The organism is Acinetobacter legionensis, from assembly GCF_048551735.1.
Classification (GTDB): Bacteria; Pseudomonadota; Gammaproteobacteria; order Pseudomonadales; family Moraxellaceae; genus Acinetobacter.
Genome location: NZ_JBIMBV010000074.1, coordinates 1 through 877 on the forward strand (window position 1 = coordinate 1; position 877 = coordinate 877).

Sequence of the window (877 nt, forward strand, 5' to 3'; positions counted from 1 at the left end):
CGTGATTGTCTTAATCATTACTGTTTCTGTGATGGTGAAATGATGAAATTTTTTAAATATTTGATTTTTATTTCTCTTTCATTTCTATCAATTAATGTTTTTGCGGAAGATTGGTATGTTCAAGGTTATTTTGGTACTTTTTACCCATCTGCTGAAGCTGCATGTCAGCAATCTTTAAAAAATGGTAACGGTACACAAGGCACATTATCTGTTTCTATTTCATCAAATCAAGCATCTTGTACATACTCTAGATATGGTTCTACTGTTACTGATACTGTTTTTTTAAAGCCAACTGAATGCAAAGCAGGTACATCAAATGTTTATTCAGGTTCAGTCACGATTCAAAATTGGAAAGATAATGACGAATGGCTAAATCTTAATGATGCAATGTTAGCAAAGTTTACTGGTACTACAGTATGTGCAAATTCTTGCGTTCATAAATTTGATTTTCTAGGCTCTGGTGAGGGTGACGCAACAAATGGACCTGTAAGTTTTAAAGGTAAATACGTTTCAACTGCTCAAACTTGTACAAGCCCAACACAGGGACCAACAGATACTTTAAACGGTACAAAAACATCTTCTGACGGTTGTAAAAACGGTGAAGCCTACTGCGACAAGCCAACAACGGGTTGCCCGACTGGTTATGTAAGTGGTTCATACAATGGTAAAGAGATCTGTGTAAAGAATAATCCTGACCCTACCAAGCCAAATCCTAATGACCCTAATAACAATCCAAACAATTCTAAATTCGACGATTCAAAAATCATTGCTGCAATTAACGATTCAAAAACCGCAATAACAAATTCTATTAATAATGCTGTTAATTCTATAAATAGCAGTATTAGTTCAATTAACCAGTCGATCACAACTGTTGCAA

The 877-nt window shown here is 34.8% G+C and carries 1 pseudogene; it reads left to right on the plus strand.

The annotated features are described in order from the left end of the window. Window positions 1-39: 39 nt before the first annotated feature. Window positions 40-877: pseudogene (locus tag ACG9ZL_RS21050) on the plus strand (hypothetical protein); the annotation flags it as partial.